This window comes from Streptomyces sp. NPDC017991 (assembly GCF_044328075.1).
Lineage (GTDB): Bacteria > Actinomycetota > Actinomycetes > Streptomycetales > Streptomycetaceae > Streptomyces.
In genome coordinates this window covers 21,623-45,465 of sequence record NZ_JBIRGP010000006.1, presented here as the reverse complement: position 1 = coordinate 45,465, position 23,843 = coordinate 21,623, and the positions used below count along the sequence as shown (strand labels likewise).

At 71.1% G+C, this 23,843-nt stretch carries 21 protein-coding genes; 7 read left to right on the top strand and 14 right to left on the bottom strand.

The window, feature by feature from the left end:
• Positions 1-22: 22 nt before the first annotated feature.
• The 3 genes from ACH4DZ_RS19175 to ACH4DZ_RS19165 are packed head-to-tail and all read left to right on the top strand — an operon-like array spanning position 23 to position 2,970.
• Positions 23-685 carry a tellurium resistance protein gene (locus ACH4DZ_RS19175; RefSeq protein WP_398288735.1) on the top strand — a complete coding sequence of 221 codons (663 nt, stop codon included), beginning with the start codon at positions 23-25 and terminating at the stop codon, positions 683-685.
• Positions 679-1,626 carry a PP2C family serine/threonine-protein phosphatase gene (locus ACH4DZ_RS19170; protein WP_398288354.1) on the top strand — a complete coding sequence of 316 codons (948 nt, stop codon included), beginning with the start codon at positions 679-681 and terminating at the stop codon, positions 1,624-1,626. The genes ACH4DZ_RS19175 and ACH4DZ_RS19170 overlap by 7 nt, the downstream gene beginning before the upstream one ends.
• Positions 1,627-2,970 (top strand): protein kinase, encoded by a 1,344-nt coding sequence (locus ACH4DZ_RS19165; protein WP_398288353.1) that lies wholly within the window; start codon positions 1,627-1,629, stop codon positions 2,968-2,970.
• A gap of 36 nt (positions 2,971-3,006) precedes the next feature.
• Here the strand turns inward: ACH4DZ_RS19165 and ACH4DZ_RS19160 are convergent, their stop codons facing one another.
• The 4 genes from ACH4DZ_RS19160 to ACH4DZ_RS19145 all read right to left on the bottom strand — a co-directional run bounded on the left by ACH4DZ_RS19160 (position 3,007) and on the right by ACH4DZ_RS19145 (position 6,641).
• On the bottom strand, positions 3,007-3,330 hold the full coding sequence (locus ACH4DZ_RS19160) for a hypothetical protein (RefSeq protein WP_398288352.1): 324 nt from the start codon (positions 3,328-3,330) through the stop codon (positions 3,007-3,009).
• A 64-nt stretch (positions 3,331-3,394) separates the two neighbouring features.
• Positions 3,395-4,897 carry a hypothetical protein gene (locus ACH4DZ_RS19155; RefSeq protein WP_398288351.1) on the bottom strand — a complete coding sequence of 501 codons (1,503 nt, stop codon included), beginning with the start codon at positions 4,895-4,897 and terminating at the stop codon, positions 3,395-3,397.
• A gap of 57 nt (positions 4,898-4,954) precedes the next feature.
• Positions 4,955-5,995 carry a ketopantoate reductase family protein gene (locus ACH4DZ_RS19150; RefSeq protein ID WP_398288350.1) on the bottom strand — a complete coding sequence of 347 codons (1,041 nt, stop codon included), beginning with the start codon at positions 5,993-5,995 and terminating at the stop codon, positions 4,955-4,957.
• A gap of 88 nt (positions 5,996-6,083) precedes the next feature.
• A complete protein-coding gene (locus ACH4DZ_RS19145; RefSeq protein WP_398288349.1) occupies positions 6,084-6,641 on the bottom strand; it encodes a DUF1697 domain-containing protein in 558 nt (185 codons plus the stop codon).
• 300 nt (positions 6,642-6,941) lie between these two features.
• Between ACH4DZ_RS19145 and ACH4DZ_RS19140 the strand changes: the two genes are divergently transcribed.
• The gene (locus tag ACH4DZ_RS19140) at positions 6,942-9,233 is read left to right on the top strand and encodes an MMPL family transporter (RefSeq protein WP_398288348.1); all 2,292 of its coding nucleotides are present in this window, start codon (positions 6,942-6,944) and stop codon (positions 9,231-9,233) included.
• An 88-nt stretch (positions 9,234-9,321) separates the two neighbouring features.
• On the opposite strand, the gene ACH4DZ_RS19135 is transcribed toward ACH4DZ_RS19140, so the two are convergent.
• The 5 genes from ACH4DZ_RS19135 to ACH4DZ_RS19115 form a co-directional block, all read right to left on the bottom strand.
• Positions 9,322-10,428, bottom strand: coding sequence for a CDP-alcohol phosphatidyltransferase family protein (locus tag ACH4DZ_RS19135; protein ID WP_398288347.1), 1,107 nt, complete (start codon positions 10,426-10,428; stop codon positions 9,322-9,324).
• Positions 10,429-10,679: 251 nt separating this feature from the next.
• The gene (gene mgt / locus ACH4DZ_RS19130) at positions 10,680-11,930 is read right to left on the bottom strand and encodes a macrolide-inactivating glycosyltransferase (protein WP_398288346.1); all 1,251 of its coding nucleotides are present in this window, start codon (positions 11,928-11,930) and stop codon (positions 10,680-10,682) included.
• A 219-nt stretch (positions 11,931-12,149) separates the two neighbouring features.
• Positions 12,150-13,442 carry an ABC transporter substrate-binding protein gene (locus tag ACH4DZ_RS19125; protein WP_398288734.1) on the bottom strand — a complete coding sequence of 431 codons (1,293 nt, stop codon included), beginning with the start codon at positions 13,440-13,442 and terminating at the stop codon, positions 12,150-12,152.
• Between the two features lie 77 nt (positions 13,443-13,519).
• The gene (locus tag ACH4DZ_RS19120; protein WP_398288345.1) at positions 13,520-14,353 is read right to left on the bottom strand and encodes a carbohydrate ABC transporter permease; all 834 of its coding nucleotides are present in this window, start codon (positions 14,351-14,353) and stop codon (positions 13,520-13,522) included.
• Positions 14,350-15,282, bottom strand: a complete 933-nt coding sequence (locus ACH4DZ_RS19115; protein WP_398288343.1) for a carbohydrate ABC transporter permease — start codon at positions 15,280-15,282, stop codon at positions 14,350-14,352. The genes ACH4DZ_RS19120 and ACH4DZ_RS19115 overlap by 4 nt, the downstream gene beginning before the upstream one ends.
• A gap of 272 nt (positions 15,283-15,554) precedes the next feature.
• Here ACH4DZ_RS19115 and ACH4DZ_RS19110 point away from each other — a divergent pair, with 272 nt between their 5' ends.
• Positions 15,555-16,424: a phosphotransferase enzyme family protein gene (locus tag ACH4DZ_RS19110; protein ID WP_398288342.1), complete on the top strand. Its 870-nt coding sequence runs from the start codon at positions 15,555-15,557 to the stop codon at positions 16,422-16,424.
• Between the two features lie 241 nt (positions 16,425-16,665).
• On the opposite strand, the gene ACH4DZ_RS19105 is transcribed toward ACH4DZ_RS19110, so the two are convergent.
• Complete coding sequence (locus ACH4DZ_RS19105) at positions 16,666-17,568, bottom strand: LysR family transcriptional regulator (protein WP_398288341.1); 903 nt, start codon at positions 17,566-17,568, stop codon at positions 16,666-16,668.
• Between the two features lie 149 nt (positions 17,569-17,717).
• Here ACH4DZ_RS19105 and ACH4DZ_RS19100 point away from each other — a divergent pair, with 149 nt between their 5' ends.
• Both ACH4DZ_RS19100 and ACH4DZ_RS19095 read left to right on the top strand, forming a co-directional pair.
• Positions 17,718-18,755, top strand: a complete 1,038-nt coding sequence (locus tag ACH4DZ_RS19100; protein WP_398288340.1) for a DMT family transporter — start codon at positions 17,718-17,720, stop codon at positions 18,753-18,755.
• Positions 18,716-19,225, top strand: coding sequence for a YbaK/EbsC family protein (locus tag ACH4DZ_RS19095; RefSeq protein ID WP_398288339.1), 510 nt, complete (start codon positions 18,716-18,718; stop codon positions 19,223-19,225). Before ACH4DZ_RS19100 ends, ACH4DZ_RS19095 begins: the two co-directional genes overlap by 40 nt.
• A 7-nt stretch (positions 19,226-19,232) precedes the next feature.
• Here ACH4DZ_RS19095 and ACH4DZ_RS19090 read toward each other — a convergent pair whose 3' ends face one another.
• The 4 genes from ACH4DZ_RS19090 to ACH4DZ_RS19075 form a co-directional block, all read right to left on the bottom strand.
• Positions 19,233-19,955, bottom strand: a complete 723-nt coding sequence (locus tag ACH4DZ_RS19090) for a 3'-5' exonuclease (RefSeq protein WP_398288338.1) — start codon at positions 19,953-19,955, stop codon at positions 19,233-19,235.
• Positions 19,956-20,099: 144 nt separating this feature from the next.
• Positions 20,100-21,332 (bottom strand): SAV2148 family HEPN domain-containing protein, encoded by a 1,233-nt coding sequence (locus ACH4DZ_RS19085; protein WP_398288337.1) that lies wholly within the window; start codon positions 21,330-21,332, stop codon positions 20,100-20,102.
• Positions 21,333-21,434: 102 nt separating this feature from the next.
• Positions 21,435-22,757, bottom strand: coding sequence for a copper amine oxidase (locus ACH4DZ_RS19080; RefSeq protein WP_398288336.1), 1,323 nt, complete (start codon positions 22,755-22,757; stop codon positions 21,435-21,437).
• Positions 22,758-22,848: 91 nt separating this feature from the next.
• Positions 22,849-23,667, bottom strand: coding sequence for a Tat pathway signal sequence domain protein (locus ACH4DZ_RS19075; protein ID WP_398288335.1), 819 nt, complete (start codon positions 23,665-23,667; stop codon positions 22,849-22,851).
• Between the last annotated feature and the right edge of the window lie 176 nt (positions 23,668-23,843).

The following is a 23,843-nucleotide window of genomic DNA, read 5'->3' as shown; positions in this document are numbered from 1 at the left end:
GAGTGACATCCCCGGCGGGCCCATGGCGAACCGTCCGGTCCACTTCATCTGGCTGCTCGACTGCTCGTACTCGATGCAGGGCGAGAAGATCGCCCGGCTCAACTACGCGATCCGGGAGGCCGTCCCGGAGATGCGTGCGGTGGCCCACGACAACCCGGCGGCCCAACTGCTGCTGCGTACGGTCACGTTCTCCACGACGGCCAGATGGCATCACCAGACTCCCGTCCCCGTCGACGACTTCACCTGGCAGGACGTCGAGGTGGACGGCACGACCAACCTGGGCGAGGCGCTGCACCTGGTCTCGCGCGAGCTGCAGAGCCCGCCGATGCCGCAGCGGGCCCTGAAGCCGGTCCTCGCGCTGGTCTCGGACGGTGTGCCGACCGACGACTGGAAGGCGGGCCTCAAGGCGGTCGACGCGACACCCTGGGGGCGCAAGGCCGTCCGGGTCGCGATCGCCATCGGCCACGACGCCGACCGCTCCGTACTCCAGGAGTTCCTCGCCAACCCGGAGCTGCAGCCGCTGGACGCCAACAGTCCCAAGCAGCTGGCGGCGGCGATCCGCTGGGCGTCGACGGCGGCGGTCAAGGCGGCCTCGCAGCCGGTCGCCGGCTCGGGGGACCCGCTGGCGAAGCAGCCGTTCGCGCCGCCGGTCCTCGACGACGACGATGACGACGACGTGTGGTGACGGCACTCGTACGGCGCTGGGCCACCCTCGCCGAAAGCATCCAGGGGACCGGGAAACGCCAGAACCAGGACTGGTACGCGTTCTCCGGGACCGGTTCCGGGGCCGATCCCCTCGTCCTCGCGGTGGCGGACGGCCATGGCTCGGCCGCGCACGCGCGCAGCGCGCTCGGGGCGCGGTTCGCCGTGGACCGGTTCGTCGCGCTCGCGACGGAGTTCGGCCGGGCCGCCGATGCCTGCCACGAGCCGGGCGGGCTCGCCCGGCTGATGAACTACGCCCGTAACGACATGCCGCGCGCCCTCGTCCAGGCCTGGCGCGAGGCGGCCCTCGGGCACTGGGAGCGGCACCGCCCGGTGGCCGACCTGGGCCGGCCCGAGCCCGGCACCGACGAGAAGCTGACGCTGTACGGGACCACGCTGATCGGCGCGGTGGTGACGCCGTGGCTGCTGACGGCCTGGCAGATCGGGGACGGCGATCTGGCGGTGGTGGGGCACGACGGCTCCGTGGACCGGCCCCTGGCCCCGGCCGAGGACGACCTGGGCGACGAGACCGAGTCCCTGTGCGGGCCGCAGGCCTGGCGCGCGGTACGGACGTACTGGGCGCCCGTGTTCGAGGAGGCGCGGATCCCTCGTCTGGTGGTGCTGTCCACGGACGGCCTGTCGAAGAGTTTCGCCTCGGGCGACGGCTTCACGGAGTTCGTCGGGGACATGGACGGGCGGCTCGCGACGGAGGGCTTCGAGGGGGTACGGGCCGCGCTGCCCGACTGGCTGCGGCACGCCTCCCGGTACTCCGGCGACGACACGACCCTGGCCGCGGCCCTCCTGCACTCGTACGCGGCCCGCCCGCAGCCGAAGCCGGACGCGGAGCCCGGCGCGGAGCCCGGCCCCGAACCGGACGCAGGGACCGTGACCGACACGGAAACCGAACGAAGGACGGAGAGCTAGATGACCGGCATGCTCGACAGCGGAACCCGCCTGACCGTGGAGACCGGTGAGGAGGTCCAGGTCGTCGACATGTTGGGGGCGGGCGGCCAGGGCGAGGTCTACCGGGTGAAGACGTCCGCCGGTGAGAGGGCCCTCAAGTGGTACTACCCGACGTGCGCGACGCCGGAGCAGGAGGGGATCGTACGGGAACTGGTGTCCCGCGACTTCGACGACGACCGCTTTCTGTGGCCCGAGGCGTACGTGCCCTGGCACCACGGTTCGTTCGGGTATCTGATGGGGCTGCGGCCCGACCGGTTCAAGGGGCTGCCCGCCCTGTTCCGCCGCCAGCTGCGTACCAGCACGCGCGCGCTGCTGACGGCGTGCCTCTACACCGTCGAGGCGTACCAGGCGCTCCACTCGCGTGGCATCGCCTACCGGGACATCTCCTGGGGCAACGTCTTCTTCGACCCGGACACCGGCGACATCCTCGTCTGCGACAACGACAACGCGGTGGTGGAGGGCGACGCGAGCGGGATCTCCGGGACGATGGAGTTCATGGCGCCCGAGCTGGTGCGGGCCGATCCGGGCGCCCGTCCCGGTACGCAGTCCGATCTGCACTCGCTGGCCGTGCTGCTGTTCATGTTCCTGATGAACCATCATCCGCTCAAGGGCAGGCGGGAGTTGGCAATCCACTGCCTGGACGAGGCCGCCGAGCGGAAGCTCTACGGGAAGAACCCGCTGTTCGTCTTCGACCCGGCGGACGACTCGAACGAGCCCGACCCGATGGAGCACGCGACCGTGCTGGCCACCTGGGACGCCTCGGCGGGCGCCCTCCAGGAGCTGTTCCGGCGCAGCTTCACGGCAGGGCTGCACGATCCGGCGGTCCGGGTGCGGGAGTCCGAGTGGCGCGACGCGCTGCGGGCGGTACGGGACGCGGTGGTGGAGTGCGCCTCCTGCGGGCGGCAGAACATGACGGAGCCGGGTGAGCAGCAGGCGGGGGCGTCCCGCGCGTGCTGGGGTTGCGGGGCGCTGCTGGTGCTGCCGCCGCGTCTGACGGTGACCACTCCCCCGCCGCGTACCGAGCGGCACATCCGGTTGCCGCGCGCGGCCCGTGTGCAGGCCCACCATCTGCTGGCCGAGCCTGCCCGGCACGACTACTCGGACGCGAGCCTGGTGGCCGAACTGGTGGAACACCCCACGAAGCCGGGCCGCTTCGGTATCGCGAACCGATCCAGCCGGACCTGGGCGGGCACCCGCTCGGACGGTACGTCCCAGCAGATCGGCCCCGGCCAGACGGTACCGCTGCGCGCGGGCCTGGAGCTGGACCTGGGCGACGGCACCCGCGCGGTCGTACGGGCGAGGTGACCGCCCCGGATCACCGGTGAGCAGGCTGAGCGGGGTTCACAGGCCGAGGACCCGGCTCAGCTCGGTTGCGAGGGCGAGCCCTCCGCTGCCGGCCGCGACGCCCACGGAGATCGTGTCCAGGGCCGAGCGGACCCGCCCGCGGTCCGGGGCGGCTCCCTCCTGCTCGGCCCGGGCCAACTCGCCGCGTACGACCTCCGCCTGGGCGACGAGGGGCGGGTTCTCGGTGCGCAGCCGCTCCACGAGTTCGGCGGCCAGGCGCAGCGACTGGGCGGCGTCCGCCCCGTGGTTGACCTCGATGCGGCCGTGGTCGCCGAAGTTGGCGGGGCCGTTGATGTCGCCGTGGAAGTTGAAGGTGCTCATGCCTGGCTCCTGGTCGGGGTGCTGTTCGCCGTACACGCGGGTTCGTCGGGGGTGCGGGTGCGGGTCACGGACCGCCGCCCTGCCCCGCGCCCGGGTGGCCGCCACCGCCCTGCCCGGGCTGCGGCTGGCCGCCCGCCATGTTGATCTGACCCTGGTTGCCGATGTTGCTGGGGCCGTTGATGTCCCCGGAGATGTTGTAGGTCTGGGTGCTGATGATCTGCTGCGCCTTGTCGAACGAGCCGGTGTCGACGTTGTGGTCCTGGAGGAAGCGCTCGGTCGCGACGAGCACGCCCTGCTGGAGCCGGAACAGGAAGTCCTGCGCGTCGGTCTTCTCCGAGTACCCGGCCCGTTCCCAGTCGCCCAGGCTCTCGCGCAGGCTGTCGAACGCCCCGTAGTCGTACACCAGGTGGCGTTCCTTGATCTCGCGGCGGGTCCTGGTCAGGGCGCGCTCCGCCTCGCGGTGGAACCGGCGCCGGGCACGCAGACGCCGGGAAGCGCCGCGCAGCTCGGGCCAGACGTGCGTGGTGGCGTACGAGACGAGACTCCACCAGCTCTCGGCGCGGGCGACGGGCAGGTGGTCCACCCGGTGGAAGCGGCCGTGCAGCGGCGGGATCGCGTACGCGGCGACCTCCCAGGTGAGGCTCGGCCGGTGCAGCCGCGCCCGCAGGTACATGGAGACGATGGTCCGGCCGCCCTCGCCGACGCGTTCGAGACAGAGGTACGTACGCATGCCCGCGCCGGGGCTCTGCAGGCCGGCCTGGACGAGCTGCCGGGGGATCTGGGCACGTGGGTGGCGGGTGCGGTCGGGCAGCAGGTCGGGCAGGTGGAGGGCGTTGCTGCCGAGCACGTAGAGACGGTTCCTGGCGCGCAGCCCGTCGAGGCCGGAGACCCCCTCCATCTCGCGGGCCACATAGGTGTGCAGGTCGACGGCGTCGAAGGGGCGGATGGTGAGTTTGCCGCCGGTGGGCGCGTCCGCGGCCCTGCTGACGTCGATCGGCTGCCAGAGCGTTTCCTTGATCTTGTCACCGCTGCCGACGAACGGGTTGGTGCGTTCCGCGGAGTCGGTGTACGGGATCACGTTGGCCCGCTTGAGGTCGTGCAGCCGCGCCTCGGCCTCCTGTTCGACGGCCGGAGCGAGGTTCTCGGCCTTGTCGTGGCTGCGGTAGACGTCCTGGGCCGCGGCCCAGGCACGCGCCTGGTCGTGGTGGACGAGCCACCAGGCGGCGGCCAGGACGGCCACGGGCCCGTACACGGCGGTCATCGCGATCGGTCCGTGGCCCTTGACGAGGGCGACCAGGCCGGCGAGCACCGCGGCCCAGCCGGCGGCGAAGAGCCAGGCGAGTTGGCGGTCGAGCGCGGCGCGGTGCAGGACGGCCACGCGCGCGTGCCGGGCGAGCGCGACGAGGTTGACGCCGAGGGCCGGGCCCATGGCGTTCAGGCCGTCCCCGGTGAGTCTGTGGTCCGCCTCGTGGGCGAAGTCCGCGTCGAGATGCACCGACGCGCACAGCCTGCGTGTGACCGCGTCCTTGCGCATCTTCGGCAACGACGGCAACTGTCTTCCGACCATTCCGGTCCCCCCACCCCGTAATCGCCCCATCACCCTAGGGATACGAGGGGCCGTGTGTCACGGAGTTGCGGCACCGGAGAGCGGGAGGGCCTGCGCGACCGCCTCGTCGGCCAGCCGTACCAGCTCGGCCACCTCCATCGAACCCGCCGCACGCCGCTCGCGCGCGAACTCGTTCGCGAGCCCTCGCAGCAGGTCGTTGAGTGGCGTCGGGACGCCGTGCAGGCGCCCCAGCAGGGCGATCTCCCCGTTCAGGTAGTCCGCCTCGATCGTGCCCGTGCCACGGCTCAGCGACTGCCAGGACGACCCGCCGCCCCGCCCCTGTCCGTCGAGCGGGACGAGGTGCATCTTGTCGGCGCGGGCCTCCTTCTGCTCCTCCTGCGAGGCGTACGGAATGCCCGCGGCGGCGAGCACGGCCTCGCCCTCCGCGCGTACCCGGCCCTGCAGCGCCAAGGCCTCCTCGCTGTCGACGACCCCGCTGACCGCCTCGATGGCGTTGGCGAGGTTGGCGAGCAGCTTGGCGTACTGCCAGCGCGTCACATCGGGTACGACCGGCGCCTCGAAGCGGGACGCGGACAGGTCGGCGGCGACGGCCCGCGCGGTGTCGTCCGTGCCGTGCGGGAAGCGCCCGAGGTGCAGGATGCCGGTCAGCGGCGTACCGGCCGCCGACACCACGCCCGGCTCGACGAAGGTGGCGGGCAGCCACACGCACACCCCGTACACGCGGCGGAAGCGGCGCAGCGCGAGTCGCTGGCTCTCCACGCCGTTCTGCGCGCACAGCAAGGGGAGCCGTTCGGCGGCCGTACCGCCGCCCGCCACCGGGACGGACTCCCATTCCTCCAGCGCCGCCACGCTGTCCTGCGTCTTGACGGCGAGCACGAGGACGTCCGTGGCACGCAGTTCGCCGAGGGCCGACGGGCCGTCGACCGCGGGCAGTCGGTGGGTGCGTGTCCCGTCGGGGGTCACGAGCCGCAGTCCCCGTTCGCGCAAGGCCTCGTGGTGCGCGCCGCGCGCGACGAGCACCACGTCGTGTCCCGACTCGGCGAGACGTCCGCCGACGGCCCCGCCCACGGCCCCTGCTCCGATGATGATGTAGCGCATACGCCCGAGCCTGCCACAGTCGCGTGTACGACCCAACGATGGGTGGACGTGCTCGACGGCCGCCTGTACGGCGTCGTCGGGTCCGGGCTCACCCACCGGTCGACTCGACGAGTTTCACGACCGTGTTCCAGTTGCGCGTGGTGGCGACGACGCCCTTCGTCACCCGGGGCTTCGCCAGGCTCTCCGCCAGTTTGGAGCGGCCGAGGCCGTCGGGGGCGTACAGGTACAGCGCGCGGTCGCCGAGGCGGAACTCCTCGGGCAGGAAGGCCTGTCGGTCGACCGACGCGAAGCGTGCGGCGTCGACCGGCGCCGAGAAGTACGTGACGTGCAGCTGTCTGGCCTCCAGTTCGGCGGCCGGGAACGGGCAGGCGTCGAGGACGGCCCGCAGATACGCGTGGTCGCGCACCAGCACGTCGACCGTGAAACCGAAGCGCTCGGCGAGGGCTCCCGCCAATTCCCCGGCGAGGGAGTCCTCGTCGCCGTGGTCGCTGGTGAACACGGCGTTCCCGCTCTGCAGATACGTGCGTACGCCGCCGTGCCCGAGCCCCTCCAGGAGGGTGCGCAGCTCGGCCATGGGCACCTTCCGGCTGCCGCCCACATTGATCCCGCGCAGCAGTGCCGCGTACGTCGTCGTCCCCGAGGTCATGCCCACACCCTAGGACGGCCGTCGTGCCCCGTGGGGGTGGGCACGACGGCCGCCGGGCCGGGCCGCCCCGGCGAAACGCAGGTTACCGACCGGTCAGCTCGGGCGCGACCCCCGAGGAGCGGCTTTACATGTAAGGGCCTCTCATCCTCCTCAGTGGGGAGGTCACGGGGGCCGGGGGGAGGACTTCCGACCTCCGGACTTCACCGGATAGCACGAGGAGCGGCCCTTATCCGCGCCATACCTTCATATCGGAAGGTGTCGGCAAGGGGTCGGCGCCCAGGACAAGGGGGCATGCCCGTCATGGGGAAGCGAGACACGCGGGTACGGGGGATAGCGGCCCGGGCCGGTGGCTGGAGCGCCCGGCACCGCTGGGCGGCCGTCGGGATCTGGGTGCTGTTCGTCGTTCTGGCGATGGGACTCGGCTCGGCGGCGGGCACGGTCGAGCTCAAGGACAGCGAGCAGCTCGGGGGCGAGACGGGCCGGGCCGCGGCCATCGCGGAGCAGGCGGGGATCGAGGAGCCGGCCGGGGAGACCGTGCTCCTCCAGGCCAAGGACACCGGTCTCAAGGCGACCGACAGCGAGTTCCGTGCCGCCGTCGCCGCCGTGATCAAGGCGGTCGAGGGCACCGGCAAGGTGACCGACGTGACCTCGCCGTACGACACGAAGACGATCTCGAAGGACGGCCGCAGCGCGCTGGTCCAGTTCGACATGCGCGGCGACGCGGACACGGCGGGCGAGCGGGTGGAGCCCGTTCTGAAGGCCGTGGAGAAGGTCCAGAAGGACCATGGGGCGGTGCGGATCGAGGAGATCGGCGGCGCCAGCATGAACAAGACGTTCGACGACGCCTTCGGCGACGACTTCCAGCAGGCCGAGATCTCCGCCGTGCCCGTGGCGCTCGGGATCCTGCTGGTCGCGTTCGGCGCGGTGGTGGCGGCACTGGTGCCGGTACTGCTCGCGATCACCGCGATCATCGCCACCATGGGCCTGATGATGATCGTCAGTCATGTCCAGCCGATGGACGACACGTCCAGCTCCGTGATGCTGCTGGTCGGGCTGGCGGTCGGCGTCGACTACTGCCTGTTCTATCTGCGGCGCGAGCGCGAGGAGCGTGCCGCGGGCCGGGACCCCGAGACCGCGCTGCGCATCGCCGCGGCGACCAGTGGCCGGGCCATCATCGTCTCCGGTGTCACGGTGTGCGTGGCGATGGCGGGCATGCTGTTCACCGGGATCGCCACCTTCAAGGCGATGGGGCTCGCCTCACTGATGGTCGTGGCGGTCGCCATGGTCGGCTCGGTGACGGTGCTGCCCGCGGTCCTCTCGCTGCTCGGCAAGCGGGTCGAGAAGGGGCGGATCCCGTTCCTGCACCCGGACAAGCGCCGCAAGACCAACGGCGGTCCCGGCAACGGCGGTTCCGGCAACGACAGCCGCTTCTGGACGGCCGTCCTGCGCGTGGTGCTGGCCAAGCCCGCGATCTCCCTGGTCGTCGCGGCGGGCGCCCTGGTGGCCATCGCCGCTCCCGCGCTCGGCATGAAGACCCAGAACCTCACGCTGGACCAGGAGTTCGGTGACTCGCTGCCGATCGTGGCGACGTACGAGCGGGTGAACGAGGCCTTCCCCGGTGGTTCCGACCCGGCCGAGGTTGTTGTCAAGGCCGATGACATCAACTCCCCCGAGGTGAAGTCCGCGCTCGCCGACTTCCGTGCTCAGGCGGTCAGTTCGGGCGCCTCGCGCGGCCCGGTCGACGTCAAGGTGCACGACGCGCAGAACATCGCCTTCGTGTACGTACCGCTGGTGGGCGGCTCGAACCTCGACAAGGCCGAGAAGAGCCTGACGATCATCCGCGACGAGGTCCGTCCCGCGACGCTCGGCAAGGTCGACGGGGTAGAGGCCCCGGTGTCCGGTCAGGTGGCGGGTTCGAAGGACTTCAACGACCAGCTCGGCAGCGCGGTGGCCCCGGTCTTCGCCTTCGTCGTGGTCTTCGCCTTCGTGCTGATGCTCCTGTCGTTCCGCTCGCTGACCATCGCGGTCACCTCGATCGTCCTCAACCTCCTGTCGGTCGGAGCGGCGTACGGCATCCTGGTCGCCGTCTTCCAGCACGGCTGGGGCGCGTCGCTGGTGGGCGCCGAGGGTGTGGGCGCGATCATCACCTGGCTGCCGCTGTTCCTCTTCGTGATCCTCTTCGGGCTCTCGATGGACTACCACGTGTTCGTGGTCTCGCGGATCCGTGAGGCGCGGCTGCGCGGGCTGACGACCCGGGACGCCATCCAGCACGGCGTCGTCACCACGGCCGGTGTCATCACCAGCGCCGCCGTCATCATGGTCGCCGTCTTCGCGATCTTCGGCACGCTGTCCATGCAGTCCATGAAGCAGATGGGTGTGGGCCTCGCGGCGGCGGTCCTCATCGACGCCACGATCATCCGCGGTGTGCTGCTCCCGGCGGTCATGGCCCTGCTCGGCGAGCGCAACTGGTACTTCCCGAAGTGGCTGAACCGGCTGCCGGACCTCAGTCACGACGAGTCGTTCGAGGAGCCGTCGACGCAGCCGCAGCCGCCTCATCCTCCGGCGGTCGAGGGTGAGAGGGTCGGCGTCTGACCGGCCGCTTCCGTACCGAGTGGCAACACTGAACGGCAGCGGGGCCGGGGCATGTGCCCCGGCCCCGCTGCCGTTCGCGGTCGGCCGGTCAGGCCGCGGTGGCGACCTCTTCGCGCTCGAAGGAGTCGATCGTGCGCGTGAAGTCCCGGGTGGACAGCAGCAGCTTGTAGATGATGGCCAGCTCGAAGACGAGGAGCAGGGCGCCGGAGACGATGGTCGCCTTGATGACCGAGTCGAACAGCGGGCCCAGGATGAAGACGCCCATCTGGAACTCGATACCGCTCACCAGGTGCGTACGGATGCGGTGGCGCAGGAAGAAGGAGCGGGCGCGGAGATAGACCGGGAAGCGGTGCCTGAACTCCTGGTGCAGGTCGATCACGCGGGCCGGAGCCTTGTTCTGCGCCTCGGCCTCGGTCTCGGCCCCGGCCTCGACCTCAGCAGCCTCCGTCGCGGTCGCGGTCGCGGTCGCTGCCGCTGCCGCCGTCGGCGCCTGCGCGTGCTCGCGCTCCGCGAATTCGGCGACCTCGGCGCTCTCCGCGACCTCCACGGCGCCCACCGGTGTGACCGTGGCCGTCGCCGCCTGGCGGATGTCCTGCTCGATGTCCGCCTCGGGGTTGTTGCGCAGCAGGTCTTCCATGAAGGCGAGCTCCGCGGAGTTCTCCGCGCGCCGGGCCGCCCGCACCCGTGCCTTGATCTGCTTGCGCATGGTGTGGCGGATCTTGAAGATCTCCAGGCCGTTGATGTAGCGCAGCGTGTCGAGGAAGACGACCGCGGCGGCCAGCCAGATGTAGATCGTCTCGCCGGTGCGGTCGTACTGCCCGGCCATCAGCGCGACGCCGCACACCGCCACCCGGATGCGGTCGAAGACGAAGTCCAGCCAGGCGCCGAAGACCGAGCCCTGTCCGGTGAGACGGGCCACCTTCCCGTCCATGCAGTCGAGGATGAAGCTCAGGTGGTAGACGAACGCGCCGGCGATCAGCCACCGCCAGTCACCGAACGCGAAGAACGCCGCCGAGACCAGACCGAGCAGGAACGCGCCCCAGGTGATCTGGTTCGGGGTGATCCGCGTGTACTTCGCGGTCAACCGCACCAGCGGGGTGGCGACCGGGTCGACGAGCAGCACGGTCCACCAGGCGTCCCGCTTCTTCTCGGTGATGCGGCGCACCTCTGCGAGGGGCGGTATGTCACGGCGCATAGGTCAACTTCCCAAAGTTCGTAACGAGTTCACCTCACGCTAAGAACCTGTTCGGGAAAAGAACAAGAAGATGCCCGTGCAACCTTCTGTGGGGGTCAGAGGTCGAACTCAACAACCCGATCCATGACCCGACAGCACAGACCCTGCGTTACCCGAGCGTTACCGAATGACCTTCCTGTTATACAAAGTGCGCCATGGCTTCACCAATTACATGGAACCGTGACCCGGGGGAATTCCGGGTTCGCTGACGGTCACCTGATCAGGCCTTCTGTGTCCTGGTGCGCCTTGTCACGCCCTTCGGGAATTTCCGCCTCGATCAAATCCGCGGCTCGTGAAGTTCCTCCCTCGGCCGCCATCCCGGCCTGGATCACCTTGAGTTTCCGTGCCACTTCCGGATCGTCGGCGATCGCCAGAACTGCTTCGCGCAGGGTGTCGGCGGTGACCTCTTCCATGGGCAGACGGCGGGCGACTCCGAGCGCCTGGAGCACGTCCGCGTTGCCGAACTGGTCGACGGCCTGCGGTACGCAGACCATCGGCGTGGCGGTCCCCATGCCCTCCTGGCTGCCGCCCGCCCCGGCGTGCGTGACGAAGACGTCGGCCTGCCTGAGGATCGCGAACTGCGGGACCCAGTCGCGGACTTCCACGTTCGCCGGGATCTCGCCGAGTTCGGCCGGGTCGACGTGCTTGCCGATCTGGAGCACCAGGTGCCAGCCCGGCAGTGCGGCGAACGCCTGCACGCACGCGCGGTAGAAGGCGGGCTGCTTGGTGAAGGCGGACCCCAGGGACACCAGGGCGACGCGCTCGGCGCCGTCGGGCCGCCGCCACTCCCCCTGGGCGGCGCGGTCGCCCTGACAGGCGCCGACGAAGGTGTACACGGACTCGTCGACCCGGTCGGCGTTCGGCTGGAGGACCTTCGGGATGAGGACCAGGGAACGGTCGGGGCGCCCGCCGAACGAATCCGGGTCCAGGTCGACCCCGTTCTCGTCCAGCCAGGCCTGGAAGCGGGCGTAGTACGCCTGCCCCCGCTCGGTCTTCCTGGGCTCCGCCCACATGGGCTCGGCGACCTCCTCCTCGTACCCCTCCCAGGCGACGAGGTTCGGCGAGAGCGAGACGGCGGGGACGCCCCAGCGGTGGGCGAGGACGCGGGCCGGGTACGAGGTGATGTCGTGCAGTACGAGGTCCGGCTCGTCGCCCTCGTACGCCTCGATGAGCTGCGGGAGCGCCTGAACGGCGTCCGCGAGGAAGGGCTCCACGTTGTCCAGGAGCGTGCTCCCCCAGGCGCTGGGGTCGTCGTCGGGCGACGGCAGGGTCGACGTCCACGGCTTCGGCTCGGCGCCGGTCTCCGCGACCTTGTCGGCGAAGACGGGCGGGATCGCGTACGTGACCCGGTGCCCCCGGGCGACAAGCTCCCGGATCACTTCGAGACTCGGGTTCACATGCCCGTGGGCGGCGATGGAGAACATGGCGATGTGGGCGGGGGCGGCGCGATGCGGCGTGGTCATGCGCCGACCTTAAACAAGACGAGACGTCTCGTACAACCTAGTTTCCCTTCAGGGGCGCGGGGAACGGCGCGACGAGCCCCCCACCGGACCCCACCCGCCAACCGACCCGACCAAGCGCACCGCCCGCTTTCAGGGGCGCGGGGAACTGCGCGACCAGCCCCCCACCGGACCCGCACCCGACAGCCCGCCGGACCACGCCACCCCCGGGGCAACGGCCCGTCACCTCTGGTAGCGGGCCAACACCAGGTTCCCGTCCTTCACCAACCGCCGCCGCAACTCCCCCATCCCGATGGCCCCGCTGTAGTACTCCTGATACGCGGGCGTGGCCACCTTGTCCTTCCACTCCGGATACCCCCGCACGGACTGCGCGGGAGCGGACCGCAGCTCCCCGGCGAGCGCGGCCCCCACGGCCCAGCCGTTCCTCTCGCTCCGCAGCGCCGGATCCCGCAACGCCTCCGTACCGGTCGGCAGCATCCAGTCCCCCAGCGCGAGCCGCACCATGTTCCGCGGCCGGAGCAGGAAGTCGATGAAGGCCGCGGCCTCCTTCTTGTGCGGACTGTCCTCGGCGACGGACAGCGTCTGCGGGCTCACCCCCTGGGTGAGCCCGTCGGCCCCGGCGGGCGCGGGCAGCACCTGCCAGTCGAACCCCTTCGGCGCCTGCTGCACGATCTGCTGCCGGTAGGAGAACCCGAGCGGAACCATCGCGTACTTGCCCCCGAAGAAGCCGGGCAGCGTGTCGGACCCACCGCTGCCGAGCGTCGAGCCCGACGCGCTGTCGTCGACGTTGACCTGGTCGTGGATCGTGCGCGGCACGACCTCGTCGCCCTTGTCGAACCGGATCCGCACCTTGCCGTCGGCACCGCGGTGGAACAGCTGCCCGCCGGTCGACAGCGACAGGTTGAGCGTGGCCGAGACGGGTTCCTTGAGCGGCCAGGCCACCCCGTACTTGCCCTCCCCCGCGCCCAGTCGGTCGGTGATCCGCCTGAACTCGGCCCAGCTCCAGGGCTTTTCGGGCGTGGGGATCCGTACTCCCGACTCCTTGAGCCACTTGGCGTTGGCGATCAGAACCCGCGGCTCCTGGAGGAACGGCACACCATAGACCCCGTCCCCGAAGGTCGTCGTCTGCCAACTCCGCCCCGGAATGTCGGAGGTGAGCCGCTCGGACAGCAGCCCGCGCAGATCCGCGAGATACCCGCCGTACGCGAAGTCCGCGAGGTCGTCCGACGCGTCGTGGATGATGTCCGGCGCCTCACCGCCCTCGAAGGACGTGAGCAGCTGGTCGTGGACGCTGTCCCAGGAGCCCTGCACGTACTCGACCCGGACGTCCGGATGCGCGGCGTTCCACTCCCGCACCAGTTCCTTGCCGGCGTCGACGGACTCCTTCTGCCAGGCCAGCGACTGGAAGCGGAGCGTGATCCGCCCGTCCTCGGAGCCGCTCCCGTCTCCGGAACAGCCGGAGCCCGCGGCCACGAGCAGCCCCGCGACGAGCGCGGCACTCCACCTCCCACGCAACCGCATCCCCATCCCCATCCGCAACCGCAACCGCGACCGCATCCGCATCCGCATCCGCATCCGCATCCGCATCCGCATCAGCTCTTCACCGCCCCGGCGAGCATGCCGCCCGTGATCCGTTTCTGGATGAGTGCGAAGACGACCAGCGAGGGGATGGTCGCCAGGAACGCGGCGGCGGCGAGGGGGCCGAGGTCCGCCACGCCCTCCGCGCCGAGGAAGTGGGTGAGGACGACGGGCAAGGTCTGTTTCTCCGGGGTCTTGAGCAGCACCAGCGCGAAGAAGAACTCGTTCCACGCGCTGATGAACGCGAACAGGGCCGTGGCCACGATGCCCGGCGCGAGGAGCGGCGCGGTGATCGAGACCAGCGTCCGCACCTTGCCGGCTCCGTCCACCGCGGCGGCCTCCTCCATTTCGGCCGGCACCGCCCGTACGTACCCCACCAGCATCCAGAGCGCGAACGGCAGGGCCCACACCACGTAGACCATGACCAGCCCGCCCACGGAGTTGATCAGGTGCAGGTTCTTCAGGACGAGGAACAGCGGGATGATCACCAGGACGAACGGGAAGGCCTGGCTGACGACCACCCAGCCGGTGGCCGCCTTCGCGAGCCGGGTGCGGTGCCGGGCCATGACGTACGCCATCGGGGTGGCGATCAGTACGGCGATCACGGCCGCGCCGAGCGCCGCGACCAGCGAGTTCGACGCGGCCCGCAGCAGCGGCTGTTCGTCGAAGGCCTGCCGGAAGTTGTCGAGGGTCGGGTCCTGGGGCAGCCAGGTCGGATGCAGGCTCGCCAGCTCGCGCGCCGGCTTGAAGGCCGTGGAGACCAGCCACAGGAACGGGAAGGCCAGGAAGACCAGATACGCGAGGAGCGCCGCGTACTGGCCCGCGCGGGCCCTTCTGCTCGTCCTCACGCGTCCTCGCCTCCCCGCAGCCGGCCGACCAGGTGGACGGCGAGGATCACCGAGATCACCGCGACCATCACGCATCCCATCGCCGCCGCGTAGCCGAACTGGCCGTAGCGGAAGGCCTCTTCGTAGGCGAACAGCATCGGCAGCCGGGTACGGCCGCCCGGTCCGCCGTTGGTCAGCACGTAGACCAGGGCGAACGAGTTGAAGTTCCAGATGAAGTTGAGCGCCGTGATGGCGAGCGCGACCGGTTTCAGCGCGGGCCAGGTGACCGTGCGGAAACGCCGCCAGGCGCCCGCGCCGTCCATGGCGGCGGCCTCATGGAGTTCGCGCGGGGTGTTCTGCAGCCCGGCGAGCAGGGCGACCGTCGTCTGGGGCATGCCGGCCCAGATCCCGACGACGATCACGGCGGGCAGCGCGGTGGAGAGGCCCGACAGCCAGTCCCGGCCGTCGCCCAGGCCCAGATCGCGGATCGTCTCGTTGAGGATGCCCGCGTCCGGGTTGTAGACGAGCCGCCACATGATGCCGACCACGACCTCGGGCATCGCCCACGGGATGATCGCCAGCGCCCGCGCCAGCCAGCGCAGCCGCAGTTCCTCGTTGAGCAGCAGGGCGAGCCCCAGCGCGAGCAGGAACTGCGGGACGGTCACGCCGACCGCCCACACCAGGCCGATCCGGAACGACTCCCAGAACAGGGTGTCGTGCAGCAGATCCTGGAAGTTGAGGGTGCCGATCCACCGCGTGGGCTCGGTCCGGCCGGACTGCGCGTCGGTGAACGCCAGGGCGATGCCGTACAGGAGCGGGCCGACGCTGAGCACCAGGATCGGGATCAGCGCGGGCAGCACCAGGAACCAGGCGCCGTGGTCGACGGGGCGGCCCCCGCCGGCCCGCGGCGAGGGCTTCGCTGACCGCTTCCTTGCGGTCGCCAATGTCACGGAATCGGCTCCTCTGAGCGGTTCGTGTAGATCTGGCCGTCCCGGTGGCCCCCGTCATCGTCGTGATCCGGCGACACGGCGTCAAGACAGCACGCGCGCCCGGCCCGCGGCCCCCACCAGTGCGGATGGGACGCCCGGCGACGCACGGCGTGCTGTCGTGTCCACGGCCCGGGGCAGAATGGCGTGCGAGGGCGTGCGACGCCGTGCGCGGGAACTGCGGGAGCCGAGGGCTTGGCCACAGGCTTGGCCAGAGGCTTCATGGAAGGCGAGTGATGGACGAGGCACAGGCGCGGGACGTACTCGCCGAGGCGCGGATCGGCCCGGCCGGGCGGGACGGCCGGGACGCGGTGCTGCTCGCGCTGGGCGAGAACGCCGTCTTCGCCCTCGGTGACCTGGTGGTCAAGGTGGGCCGCGACACCGAACTCCTCGACCGGGCGCGGCGGGAGCTGGCCGTCGCCCTCTGGCTCGCCGAGGCGGGCGTCCCGGCGGTGCGGCCCGCCGAGCCCGAGGCACGGTTCGTCGACGGTCACCCGGTGACGCTGTGGCACCGGCTGTCCGACCCCGTCCGCCCGGCCGAACCGCGCGATCTGGCCGAACTGCTGCGGGTGGTGCACGCCCTGCCCTCCCCCGCGTTCGCGCTGCCGCCCCGTGAGCTGCTGGGCGGGGTGGAGCGGTGGTTGCGGCTCGCGGGGGACGTGATCGATCCGGCGGACGCGGCGTTCCTGCGGGACCGGCGGGACGGGTTCGCCACGGCCGCCGCCGCGCTCACACCGGAGTTGCCGCCGGGGCCGATCCACGGTGACGCGCTGCCCCGCAATGTGCATGTCGGCCCCGACGGGCCCGTCCTGGTCGACCTGGAGACGTTCTCCGCGGACCTGCGGGAGCACGACCTGGTGGTGCTGGCCCTGTCCCGCGACCGGTACGGGCTGTCCGCCGAGGCGTACGAGACGTTCACGGGGACGTACGGGTGGGATGTGCGGGAGTGGGAGGGGTGCGGGGTGTTGCGCGGGGCGCGGGAGACTGCGAGCTGTGCGTGGGTTGCGCAGCATGCGCCGAGCAATCCTCGGGCGCTCGCCGAGTTCGAGCGGCGGGTGGCGTCCCTGCGGGATGGCGACGACGCGGTGCGGTGGTTTCCGTTCTGAGCGCTCCGTAGCCGAGCCGGTGGGTTGCCTGCGGGCGCGTCGTGGCCGGCCGCGCCGTTCCCCGCGCCCCTGAAAGCGGGGCCGCGCCCCAGCTTTTGCCCCTTCAGGGGCGCGGGGAACGGCGCAGTCCTTCGCCTTTAGGGGCGCGGGGAACGGCGCAGTCCTTTGCCTTTAGGGGCGCGGGGAACTGCGCAGTCTTTTGTCTTGAGGGGCTCGGGGGACTGCCCTGGGGCGGGGCTTCTCAGCCCTGTGTGCGGATCGTGTCGGCCGCCCGGTGCAACTCGGCGAGAACCGTGCGTACCGCCTTGCGGGCTGTGCGTTCGGGGCGGTGGAGGGCGTCGATCTGGCGGCGGGCCCGGACGCCGCTGAGGGGTTTGAGGACCAGGGCGGGGTGCGGGCGCATCGTCCAGCGGGGCATCAGGGCGAGGCCCCCACCCGCGGCGACCGCCTCGGCGACCACCGCGAACTCGTTGATGCGGTGGGCCAGCCGCAGCCGGCGCCCCGCGGCCGTGGCGATCGCGTCGATGGTGGCCACCACCGGGAAGCCGTCGTGCGCGGTGATCCAGGGCTCGTCGGCCACGTCGAGCGGGGTGAGCCGCCGCTTGACCGCCAGCGGATGGTCGGCGGGCATGGCCACGTCGAGCGGTTCGCGCAGCAGGGTCGTGGCGGTGACGGTGCTCGGCCAGCCGGGGGTGTGTTCGAGGCGGTGGGCGAGCACCAGGTCGTACTCCCGGGTCAGCGGCGGGAAGTCGTCCTGCGTCACGTCCGCGTCGGCCAGGCAGAGGCCGGGGCTGCCGGGTGCGGCCAGCGCCCGCAGCAGCAGGGGGAAGAACGCCGAAGCCCCGCTGTGGAAGGCGGCCACCGACACCTCGCCGTCCGGCCGGTCCACGAACTCCTCGACGGTGTGCCGGGCGCGCTCCAGCGCCGTCTCGACCTCGATCGCCGCGCCGGCCAGGGCCTGTCCGGCGTCCGTGAGGGCCAGCCGCCGCCCCTGGCGCTCGGTGAGCGGTACGGGAATCGCGCGCTGCAGCAGCCGCAGTTGCTGGGAGATCGCCGAGGGCGTCACCAGCAGCGCCTCGGCGACCGCCGTCACACTGCCCAGTTCGCCCAGCTCACGCAGGATCCTCAGTTGTCGTTCGTCCATGTCCTCGACCCTCCTCGACCCTCCTCGGCTCCGACCGGCCCTCCCCGGCGCTCCCTCCGAATGCGGTGATGCGCCGATGTAGTGATGCTAAAGGATCGTTTTAGAAGTTGGCTCTGTGCTTCAGAGTCGCGACAGGGCAGGGTGAGCGCGTGCCCGATGCCCGCCGTACCGATGCGGTACTCCTCCTCGTCGCCCTCGTCTGGGGCTCCAGTTATCTGGCCGCCCAGACGGCGACCGCCGTGCTGCCTGTCCTGGTGGTGCTGTTCGCGCGGTACGCCCTGTCCGCGCTCGCCTGTCTCGGCCTGGTCGCCGCCGACCGGAAGTCCGGTCCGTGGACCCGTGACGAGATCCGGCTCGGGCTGCCCCTGGGAGTCACCCAGGCGGCCGTCCTGGTCGTGGAGACGTACGGCGTCGCACATACCAGTGCCGCCAACGCGGGACTCATCATCAGCCTGACCATCGTGATCACTCCTCTCCTGGACCGCACCGGCCGCAGCGGCGGCCTCCCTCCGGCCTTCTACGCCGCCGCGGGCGTCTGTCTGCTGGCCGTCGGCCTCCTCATGTCGGGCAACGGTTTCCACGCGCCCCGGCTCGGCGACCTGCTGATGCTCGCCGCCGCGGTGATACGCGCCGGGCATGTCGCGCTCGTCGGCCGGCTCGCCGTCGGCCGCGCTGTCCGGCCGCTGCGGCTGACCACCGTGCAGACCCTCGTCGGCACCGTGCTGTTCCTGATCCCCGCGTCGGGCGACCTGCCCACCCTCGTGCACGTCGGCGCGGCGGGCTGGGCCCAACTGGTCTATCTCGCCCTGTTCTGCAGCGTGTTCGCCTTCCTCGCCCAGACCTGGGCCGTCCAGCGCACCTCGGCCAGCCGGGCCAGCCTCCTGCTGGGCACCGAGCCGATCTGGGCCGCGGCGGTGGGAATCGCCCTGGCCGGCGACCACTTCACCCCCCTGACGGGCCTGGGCGCGACCCTGCTGGTCGCCGGAACCTACTGGGGCCAGGCGATAGAACGCGCCCACCGGGCCCGCTCGACGAAGGCCGCCTCGCCACGGGCCCCGTCAGGGGCGCGGGGAACTGCGCGGCCGACCACAGCGGACCCGCACGTCACGACCGCGCCCACCCCGCCGGCTCTCACAGAGGACCCCGCATGTCCGAGCACGACAACCACGACACCTACGAGCGTCTGATCACCCTGCTGGACAGCGCCTCCGTCGAGTACGAGCTCATCGACCATGAGCCGGAGGGCAGCACCGAGGCGGTCTGCGCCCTGCGGGGCCACCCGGAGTCCGAGGCCGCGAAGTGCATCGTGCTGCGGGTCAAGCTGGACCGTAGAACGACCCGCAACGTCCTCGCCGTCGTCCCCGGCGACCGCCGCGTGGACCTGGACGCGGTCAAGGCGCTCTACTCGGCGCGCTACGCCGGTTTCAGTGACGCGGCCACCGCGGAACGGCTCGCCCGCTCCGTGCCCGGCACCGTCCTCCCCTTCAGCTTCGACGCGGACCTCGACGTCGTCGCCGACCCGGACGTCGTGGCCCAGCCGCGCCTCTACTTCAACGCGGCCCGTCTCGACCGCTCCCTGGTCGTCTCCGGCGCCGACTACGCCCGGCTCGCCGGACCGCGCGTCGAGCGCATCGCCGGCCCCGGCCCCGCCGGCTGACCCCGGCTCAGACCCGCTCGTCCGTAAGGTCCCGGACGGGCCAGACGCCGTCCACCACGGCCTCCGCGTCCCCCTTGCGGCGCAGGAAGCTCTGGAAGTCCGCCGCCCACTCCGCGTACCACTCGATCTGGCGGCGGTGCAGTTCGGCGGGGCCGAGCGCGGCCACCTTCGGGTGGCGGACGGCTATCGCGGCGGCCAGCCGGCCCGCGGCCAGGGCGTCGGCCGTGGCGTCGTGGGCGGATTCCAGCGAGACGCCGTACTCCGAGCAGACCGCTTCGAGATTCCGCTTGCCCCGGCGGTAGCGGTCCACCGAGCGGTCGATCGTGTAGGGGTCGATGACCGGCCCCGGGTCGATCCCGCCGAGCCGCTCGCGCAGTGACGGCAGTCCGTACCTGCGCAGTTCGGCGGAGAGCAGGGTCAGGTCGAAGGCCGCGTTGTACGCCACGACCGGGACACCCGCCTGCCAGTACGAGACGAGCACCGAGGCGATCGCGTCGGCCACCTGGTCGGCGGGCCTGCCCTCGGCCGCCGCTCTCTCGTTGCTGATCCCGTGCACCGCGACCGCGTCCGCCGGGATCTCGACCCCCGGGTCGGCCAGCCACTCCCGGCGCCCGGCGGGCTCCCCGCCGCGGACCTCTATCACCGCTCCGGTGACGATACGCGCCTCGCGCGGATCGGTCCCGGTCGTCTCCAGGTCGAAGCCGATCAGCAGCTCCCCGTGCCAAGCCATGCCGGCCCCCTTCTTCGTGGTGCGTTCCCCCAGTGATCTCCACGATGCCACGGGCCACTGACAATCCGAGGACCGCGTTCCGCTTACCGGCCACCGCGCCACCGCGTCACCGCGTCACCGCGTCACCCGGGGGAACGGGACCGGTCAGGACACAGGCCGCGAATCCGCCCAGGCCACCTCGAACTCCTCGCGGTACGTTCCGAAAAGCCCTTCTTCGCCCATCTCGTCCGGCTTCAGCAGTCGGCCGCCGCCCCGCAGAACGAGTACCGGCGCCTCCATCCCGCGGGTGCGGCGCAGATACGACTGCACGACCGCCACACCGTCCGAGCCGTCCCCGTCCACGAGGTACGCCGTGAAGCGGGGCGTCTCGTCGTAGACCTGGATCTCGAAGGCGCCGGGATCGCGCAGCCGGGCCCGCACCCGGCGCATGTGCAGGATGTTCATCTCCACGGAACGGCTCAACTCGCCGCGCTTTATGCCCAGTTCTCGTTCGCGCCGCTTCACCGCGCTGGAGGCGGGGTTCAGGAACAGCAGCCGGGTCCGGCAGCCGGACTCGGCCAGCCGCACGAGCCGCCGCCCCGAGAAGTTCTGCACGAGGAGGTTCAGGCCGATACCGATCGCGTCCAGGCGCCGGGAGCCGCCGAAGAAGTCCTCGGCGGGGAACTGCCGCAGCAGCCGTACCCGGTCCGAGTGCACGGCCACCACGTCGGCGTACCGGTCGCCGACCAGGTTCTCGACGGCGTCGACGGGCAGCCGGCGGCCGGACGGCACGTCGCTGCCCGCGCCGAGGATCTCCAGGAGCTTCGCGGAGGCGCGCTCGGCCTGGGCCAGGACGGCCTCGGACAGGGCCCGGTTCCGCGAGACGACGTTACGGGTGACTTCCAGTTCGTCCAGGGCCAGTTCGACGTCCCGGCGCTCGTCGAAGTACGGCTCGAAGCACGGCCAGTGCTGCACCATCAGCTCGCGCAGTTGCGGCAGGGTGAGGAAGCTCAAGACGTTGTCGTCGGCGGGGTCGAGCAGGTAACCCTTGCGGCGGCTGACCTCGCGGACGGCGACGGCCCGCTGGACCCATTCCTGTCCTGCGGGTCCGGCGGCGGCGACCACCCAGTCGTCCTCGCCGTGCACGGGCTCGTAGATCGGGCGCAGAACAGCGGCCACGACCGCGCGCAGCCGCTGTTCGACGAGGTTCAGCCAGATGTAGGCGCGCCCGGCCCGCTGCGCGCGGGTGCGCACCTCACGCCAGGCGTCGGCGCCCCAGTCCAGCTCCGCGCCGATCTCCATCGGCCGGGCGAGGGACACCGCTCCCGGTGGGGCATCTGCGGAGCTCCCCTCGTGACCGCCGTCACCAGGGGGCAACTCCAGCCCTCCGGACCCCACCCGCACACCGCCTTCCGCTCCCCCGAGCACTCCCCCAGCCAACGATCAAGGAAGGGTACTCCGGGAGCGGCGGGCGGTGCAGCCGGATGGACAGGTCGTTTCTCAACTACCGCGTTCCACTTGCCCGTTCTGGTCGGCCAGCTCCGGCGGAGTGAGCGGATTCATAGCGGTGACGTCCCGCGGGGCCAGCGAGAAGCCCTGCCAGTGGACCGGCATGGGCTGCTGGTCCTCGTCCCGGGCGACATGGTGGAAGCCGACGTTCACCCAGGCCACGGGGTGGGTGAGGGTCTGTCCGTTGACCCACTTGTCGACGGACTTACCGCCTCCGGTACCGCAGTTGCGGATGTTGTTGCTGGCGAACTGTTCGCACTTCTTGTACTCGGTGAAGTAGATGTCGCGCTTGGTGAAGCTGCGGCCCGGGTACTTGGAGGTGGCGCCCGGGACGAACTCGTACGAACGGGCGTGTTCGTCCTTGTTCTTTCCGGTCGTGCTGACCACGCGCCACCAGCGCATGTTCTTGGCGTCGCCCGCGAGTTCCTTGGTGACCTTCGTGCGAGTGGTCTTGTTGCGCGGGGCCTCGCCGCCCGCGGCCGGCGGGCTGACCACGGAGTCGTACTGCTCGACCTTGTTCTTGGAGCTGCCGTCGAGGCCGAAGTTGAGCCGCCAGAAGACGTTGTGGCTGTGGCTGGTGGCGTACGCCTTGGCGCCCTTGCCTATCGGCCAGCCGCGGCCGTCGCCGGCGTCGTAGTCGGCGGGCGAGAGGCTGCCGGTGGCGCCGACGTTCATGTTGATCGTGCCGTCGTCCTGGAAGCGCCACTCGGTCATGTACTCGTACCAGCCGACCTGGTTGACCGTGTAGACGAGCAGGTCCTTGCCCTGCTTCTGCCAGACCTTGCCCGCCGTGTCGCCCTGCATGCGGTAGGCGTGGCCGCGCGAACGGGTCGTGGTGCACAGGCCCTTGACGTTCGGGTGCTCCGGGTCCCAGGCGTCCGGGACCTTGACGGTCTTGATGGTGCCGCCGGGGCACTCGCCGGGGGCCATCTCCATCAGGCCCTGCCCGAAGCCGAAGCCCGTGAGGTCGTCGTACTCGACCGAGCCGTCGTCGTAGGGGACGTGGATCTGGGCGAGCTTCGCGCTGGTGAGGACCCGTATCGGCTTGGTCTCGCCCTTGGGCTGGTACGAGACGTTCTCCAGGACGAGCCCGGCCTCGCTCTCGTAGTGCCAGCACATCGTCCAGGTGGTGCCGGTGGCGAGCTTCTGCTCGATCTTGTACGCCGCGCTGCAGTCGGCGGCGGCAGCCGCGGGGGCGGTGCGGGTCTCGGCGGCGGCCGGTCCCGCGGCCGTCGTGACGCCTGCGGTGAGGGCGACCGCCGAGAGGCCGACCGCCGTCCGCCTGCGGGCGCGGCTGATTCTGTTCACGCGCATGAAGAAATTACTCCCTTGCACAAGCAGGAAAGTGGGAAAGGTGAAGTGGGGCCGTTGAACCGATGGACGGAGGCAGGTGGACCGAAGAGACTCAGCCGACCTTGGCGACCTTGCGGGTGCTCAGGTCGACCACCAGGTCACGGCTGTCGATCCAGGACCCGTTCTTCACCTTCACGAAGAGCCGCGTGCAGCGGTGCTTGCCGCAGTCCGCGACGGAGGCCGGCGTTCCCGGGACCGCCCGGAAGACCATGCTGTTGAGCATCAACTGGTCGGGAGTGGTCAGCTCGTTGCCGGTCGCGTCCTTGTAGTCGGCCCTCAGTCCGGCGCCCAGCGGGGCGGCGATCAGGAGCCGCGCGGCCTCGACGGTCTCGTCACGGCTGAGCGGCGGCTGGACGCCGTGCTGGGTGTCGGTCGACTCGACCTTGCCGGTGTCGAGGTTCACCGTCCTGGTGACGAGCGAGTCGTCCTTGTAGTCGTAGAACGACACCTCGGCGCGGCGCGGCGCGTTCGGGTCGTCCAGTTCGCTCGCCTCGGGCTCGGAGAGGTCGACGGTGATCCGCTGCGGCCCCTTGTCTCCCTCGACGTTCTCGCTGCTGCGCGAGAGCCCGCGGTCCAGGGCGAGGTTCTGAACCCGTTCGGTCTCGTCGTCGGTGAGCGGGTCGCGCCCCTTGCCCCGGTCGCCCTCGGCCGGAGCCTGCTCGACGACGCCCGGCTGCACGGCGCCCTGCCCCTGGCCCTGCTCCTGGGCCTGGCCCGCCGTCTGCGCGGTCCGTCCCGTCCCCTGGCCGCCGGAGTCGTCCGCACCCGCCGAGCCCGGCAGGGTGATTCCGACCATCACGGCGGTCCCGGCGACCGCTATGGCCGCGCCCGCCACCACCTTGCCCAGATGGCGGTGCACTATTGTGCGCACATTTCCCCCTACTTCCCCTGTATCCCTAGGAGTCGATCGAGTCCCACTGGTTCGGCATACCGCGTATGCACTGGTCGACCGGTAAGAGGGAGGTAAGTCCTAGGTGGTTCCATCAGTTTCGGGGACACTCGGGCGGGAGTCGCCCTCTGCGACGTCGCACAACTGGAAGAGTTGCA